This is a genomic window from Elstera litoralis, assembly GCF_000963705.1.
GTDB classification, from domain to species: domain Bacteria; phylum Pseudomonadota; class Alphaproteobacteria; order Elsterales; family Elsteraceae; genus Elstera; species Elstera litoralis.
Genome location: NZ_LAJY01000428.1, coordinates 1 through 4,586 on the forward strand (window position 1 = coordinate 1; position 4,586 = coordinate 4,586).

Consider the following 4,586-nt stretch of genomic DNA (forward strand, 5'->3'; position numbering starts at 1 on the left):
CGCAAGCCAATGCCTTCATCCGCGAGGCGGCGGCGCAACGTCGCCTCGCTCATACCGATGAGAGAGGCGACACTCGCGGCGGTCCAAGCGCGGGCGAGATCACCGCTCAGCAAACTGGTCACGGCGGCGCGCACCTGCCCGTCGCGCAGCAGGCACGGGCGGGCAGCAGCGGCCTATCGGCCAGCAACAGCGCCACTTCCATAACGCGATGATCGAGAATCTCGGCGGGAACGTTTGGCATGCTGACGGTCGTCAGCACGCGCGCGACCGCCTCTTGCAGCAGATCGGTGGCGGGAATAGTCCAGCAGCGCGGATCGAGACTTTCCAGCCCGACGGACTGAAACGCGCTCGGATGCAGCACGCGCACGCGCTGAAGCAGGGAGAGCGGAAACAAGATAATCGCGGCGGCGTAGATGCCCGTGTGCGCATCGGGCTCATTCACCACATCGATGGCGGTATTGGCGGGGAGCAGCGTCAGCGTGCCGGGGCCGGAGGCCGCGTTCCGCCCAGAAACGCTGATTTCCTTACGCCCGGACCAGAGCAGCACGAGCGCGGGGACTTCCGGCTGGAAAGCGCGAACAGCTTCCCGGCGGCGAACGCTATAGCGAATAAAGCGATCCGGTTGATCCTGCAACCCGTCGAAGGCGGTTGCGGCAATCAGCCGGTCAAAGGTGTCCGAAAGCAGGGCAGGCGCGAACCGGGGGTCCGCGACGGCCATCGGCTTAACCCTTCAGCTTTTGAACCTTTACGGGCGCTTGCGGAACGGCCTCGACGGCGGGTTCAATCGCAGCGGCCTGTTGGGGTGCGATTGCTTCCGGCGCTTTGCCTTCGGTGGCACCCGCTTTTTTATAGGCGGCGCGCATCGCATCGACCGACAGCGTCAGGCTGGCGGTGGGTTGGTTTCCGGCGGCGATCTGCTTGCCGGTTTCCTGACGGGCCTGGAAGTCGAGAATCTGACGCTTCACCTGATCGGCGATGCCGACACCGCCCGCTTTGGCGATCATCTTGCCGTATTCATCGACCAGAATGCCCTTGAATGCGTCTTCGCCCGCGCCGCCGCCGAACATATCGTTGGTTTTCACTGTTTCGAACATCGGTTGCAGCATTTGCGAGAGGAACATCGCTTCGAACTCGCGGCCGGTTTTTTCGGCCACGGGCTTCATTGGCCGTCGTCGGCATGCGCGCGGCGAGCGAGCTGCTCAGCGCCTTGTCGCGGCTGGCGGCCAGGGTTGCTCCGGGGAGGGGGGCGGGGGTCGAGGTCATGGGGAGCGCTCCAACCGGCCTTAGAGAATTTCGATATCGGCTTGCAAAGCCCCGGAGGCTTTGATCGTTTGCAGAATGGTAATCAGGTCGCGCGGGCCGACGCCGAGGGCATTCAGCCCGGATACCAACTCGCCGAGCGTGACGCCCGAGGCAGTACGGCCAAGCGGCGACCGGCCTGATCGTCGACTTCGATCTGCGTGCGCGGGACGACCACGGTTTGCGCGCCGCCGCCGAGCTGGCCTTGCGTGCCCGACGCGGCATCCCCCGCCAGCGCGGTCGCACCGGGCGCAAACGGGTTCGGCTGCGAGACCTGCGGCGTTTCGGTGATGCGAATGGTCAGGTTACCTTGAGCGACGGCCACCGTGCTGATGCGCACGTTCTCGCCCATCACGATCACGCCATTGCGCTCGTCGATAACGATTTTCGCCACCATATCCGGCTGGATCGGCAGGTTTTCGATATCGGTGAGCATGGCGACCGTATCGCCCTGATAGCGCGGCGGCACGGTGATTTCAATCGTGCCGGGATCGAGGGGCTTCGCGGCCTGCGCGCCGAGAAAAGCGTTCACAGCGGTCGCGACGCGGCGGGCTGTCGTGAAATCGGGGTTGCGCATCGAAAGACGCACGGAATTAAGCGAGCCCAGCTCGAAGCCGACTTCGCGTTCAACGAGGCCGCCGTTGGCGATGCGGCCCGAGGTGGGCACGCCACGCGTGACCGAGGCTGCCGCCCCCCGCGCCGCGAAACCAGAAATCGCCACCGCGCCTTGAGCGACGGTATAGACTTCGCCATCCGCGCCCATCAACGGGGTGACGAGCAAGGTGCCGCCCTGCAAGGAGGTGGCATCGCCGAGCGCCGAAACGCTCACGTCGATGCGGCCGCCCTGGCGCGCGAAAGCGGGCAGATTGGCCGTTACCATCACCGCCGCGAGATTACGGGTTCGCATTTCATTATTGGCCGTGCGCGCATTGACGCCGAGACGCTCCAGCATCCCCAGTAGCGATTCACGGGTGAAAATGGCGCGGTTCAAACTGTCGCCCGTACCATTGAGGCCGACGACGAGACCATAGCCGATGAGCTGGTTCTCGCGGACGCCTTCAAAATTGGCCACGTCTTTGATGCGCACGGTTTGCGCCATCGCCGGAGTGAGGGAGGTCGCCACCCAGGCCGTGCTTGCCAGAATCGCCGTCGCCAGGGCCACGCGAAGCGTGCGTTGCCATGCGAAGCCCTGGTCAAAATGCCGTTTCATGCCCATGTTTGGCGTCCCTATACATCTCATACGAACCGGAGCCAGATTTGGCCTGCCGCGCGAACCGGACAAGCGATCTCTGTGCCAACCTGAACACTACACGATAGGAGGTTGTTCGAAAACAGAATTTTAAGTTTCTTTGCCGAAATCCCCGTGCTTGGGCGGCAAAAATTTCCTTATCGGCGGCAGGATGCGCCGATAGGATGCGTAAGACAGATCGTGGTAAGGTTGAGTTATGCGTATCCAAGGACCTAAAGACCCAGCCCCCGTGACCTCGGGGCGCCGAACCGACAAAACCGCCGAACCCTCGCGGACGGACGCTTTTGCGCGTCTGCTCGCGCCGGAGGAGGCCGCCCCCTCGGCCCCTGCCAGCGGGTCCCGTCCCGTCGCGGGGGTCAATCCCATGCTCACCGTCGATCCCATCGGCGATGAGCCGCAGCGCCGGCGGCGGTCCCGGCAGCGCGCCGAAGCCATTCTCGACCGGCTCGACGATATCCGTCACGGGCTGTTGCTGGGGGTGATCCCCGGCGAGGCTCTGGTCAATCTGGTCGAGCAACTGGCCCTAGCGCGCGAAACTGTTTCGGACCCCAAGCTATTAGAGGTTCTGGATGAGGTCGATCTCCGCGCGCAAGTGGAACTGGCCAAGCTTGAAATGGAGCGGGAAAGCCAAGCGAACCGGGCTTCTTCCCCGCCCAAAGGGATAATCGAGGGGTGAGCGGGCCTGCCCGCGCGGGCCTCTGTTAAAAGTATCGCTGGATTATCTTGCAATTGTGCCCATTGCCCCCTGAACCGACTCCCCCTATACTCCGCGCGCCTTGCTGAAGGGGGATCGAGGGAACTCGAATGACGTCACAAGTGTCGCGAATTGCGTTGCCGCCGGATTACCGTCCGAGTGACGACGAACCGTTTATGAACGAACTGCAGCGTGAGTATTTCCGCCAAAAGCTTTTGCAGTGGCGGGAAGAATTATTGAACGAGTCCTCCGAGACGGTTCATCACATGCAGGAAGAGAGCCTGCAACAACCTGATTTGACCGATCGGGCTTCCATGGAAACCGATCGTGCGCTTGAGTTGCGCACGCGGGATCGGGAACGCAAGCTGATTAGCAAGATTGATGCGGCCCTGCGCCGGATCGACGACGATAGCTACGGCTATTGCGAGGAAACCGGCGAGCCCATCGGCATCAAGCGCCTGGAAGCCCGCCCGATTGCGACCTTGAGCGTCGATGCCCAGGAACGTCACGAGCGCATGGAACGGACCCACCGCGAGGAATAGTCGCGGGCGGCGTTAGAAAGTGAAAGGGCGGTGCTGCGGTGCCGCCCTTTTTACTTATGTGTCTGGTATTCGCTAGCCTCTTCGGCCGTTCGGGTACGAAGCGCCTCTTCGACGGCGCGGGGATTACGGTCGATGACGGTCAAATAGGCTCTGGCAGATTGGTCTGGCTTGCGTCGCCCTTGCTCCCATTCCTGCACCGTGCGGGTCGGAAAACGAAAACGCTGGGCAAATTGTTCGCGCGACAAGCCAAGACGATTGCGCAGTGCACGAACGTCAACATCGGGTGTTAAGGCAACGACATGCACCGCGGCCGGTGCCAAATCGCCCTTGGCAATCGCCAAAGCCTCACCCATCGCCTCGATCAACGCGTCGCCTATATTTTTTTTGCTCATGATGTTCTCCGTGCCTTTGCCGCTGCCTTGATTTGGGCCGCAAGCCCTGCGACAGCTTTCGTCTGCTCGGGCGTCAGGTCGCACTGTTCGCCCTTACCGTAGATGAGAAGCGCGTATAGCGGGTTATTGAGGTCGAAAAAATAATAGATGACCCGAATGCCACCCGATTTACCCTTACTCTTGGCAGCAAACCGAACCTTCCTAACGCCGCCTGTTCCGGGCATTTCGTCGCCCGCTTCTGGATTTTTCGCGAGGAACGTAATCAGATCGAGCCGCTCTTCGGGGGACAATAGCTTTTCTGCCCGGCGTGCGAACACCGCCGTTTCAACGACAGAAAGAAGGGCCGGTTCCATAGCGATAATTATGCGGCATTGACGCAGTCGTGTCAAAGGTCAGCACCGCCTGGATGG

Annotated in this window: 6 protein-coding genes and 1 pseudogene; 2 read left to right on the plus strand and 5 right to left on the minus strand. The window is 62.0% G+C overall.

From position 1 onward, the window contains the following. Window positions 1–118: 118 nt before the first annotated feature. The 3 genes and pseudogenes from VZ95_RS15045 to VZ95_RS15055 all read right to left on the minus strand — a co-directional run bounded on the left by VZ95_RS15045 (window position 119) and on the right by VZ95_RS15055 (window position 2,509). Window positions 119–718 carry a hypothetical protein gene (locus VZ95_RS15045; RefSeq protein ID WP_045776584.1) on the minus strand — a complete coding sequence of 200 codons (600 nt, stop codon included), beginning with the start codon at window positions 716–718 and terminating at the stop codon, window positions 119–121. Window positions 719–722: 4 nt separating this feature from the next. Continuing rightward, window positions 723–1,154 carry a rod-binding protein gene (locus VZ95_RS22175; protein WP_198148331.1) on the minus strand — a complete coding sequence of 144 codons (432 nt, stop codon included), beginning with the start codon at window positions 1,152–1,154 and terminating at the stop codon, window positions 723–725. Between the two features lie 129 nt (window positions 1,155–1,283). Continuing rightward, window positions 1,284–2,509, minus strand: a pseudogene (locus tag VZ95_RS15055) (flagellar basal body P-ring protein FlgI). Window positions 2,510–2,744: 235 nt separating this feature from the next. Between VZ95_RS15055 and VZ95_RS15060 the strand changes: the two are divergent. Both VZ95_RS15060 and dksA read left to right on the plus strand, forming a co-directional pair. Next, entirely contained in the window at window positions 2,745–3,224 is a 480-nt protein-coding gene (locus VZ95_RS15060; protein ID WP_084627827.1) for a flagellar assembly protein FliX, read from the plus strand. A gap of 128 nt (window positions 3,225–3,352) precedes the next feature. Then, window positions 3,353–3,784 (plus strand): RNA polymerase-binding protein DksA, encoded by a 432-nt coding sequence (gene dksA, locus VZ95_RS15065; protein ID WP_045776585.1) that lies wholly within the window; start codon window positions 3,353–3,355, stop codon window positions 3,782–3,784. A gap of 50 nt (window positions 3,785–3,834) precedes the next feature. Here dksA and VZ95_RS15070 read toward each other — a convergent pair whose 3' ends face one another. Together VZ95_RS15070 and VZ95_RS15075 are read right to left on the minus strand one after the other, a co-directional pair. Further along, window positions 3,835–4,176, minus strand: coding sequence for a helix-turn-helix domain-containing protein (locus VZ95_RS15070; RefSeq protein WP_045776586.1), 342 nt, complete (start codon window positions 4,174–4,176; stop codon window positions 3,835–3,837). Further along, a complete protein-coding gene (locus tag VZ95_RS15075) occupies window positions 4,173–4,529 on the minus strand; it encodes a hypothetical protein (protein WP_045776587.1) in 357 nt (118 codons plus the stop codon). The genes VZ95_RS15070 and VZ95_RS15075 overlap by 4 nt, the downstream gene beginning before the upstream one ends. Window positions 4,530–4,586 lie beyond the last annotated feature (57 nt).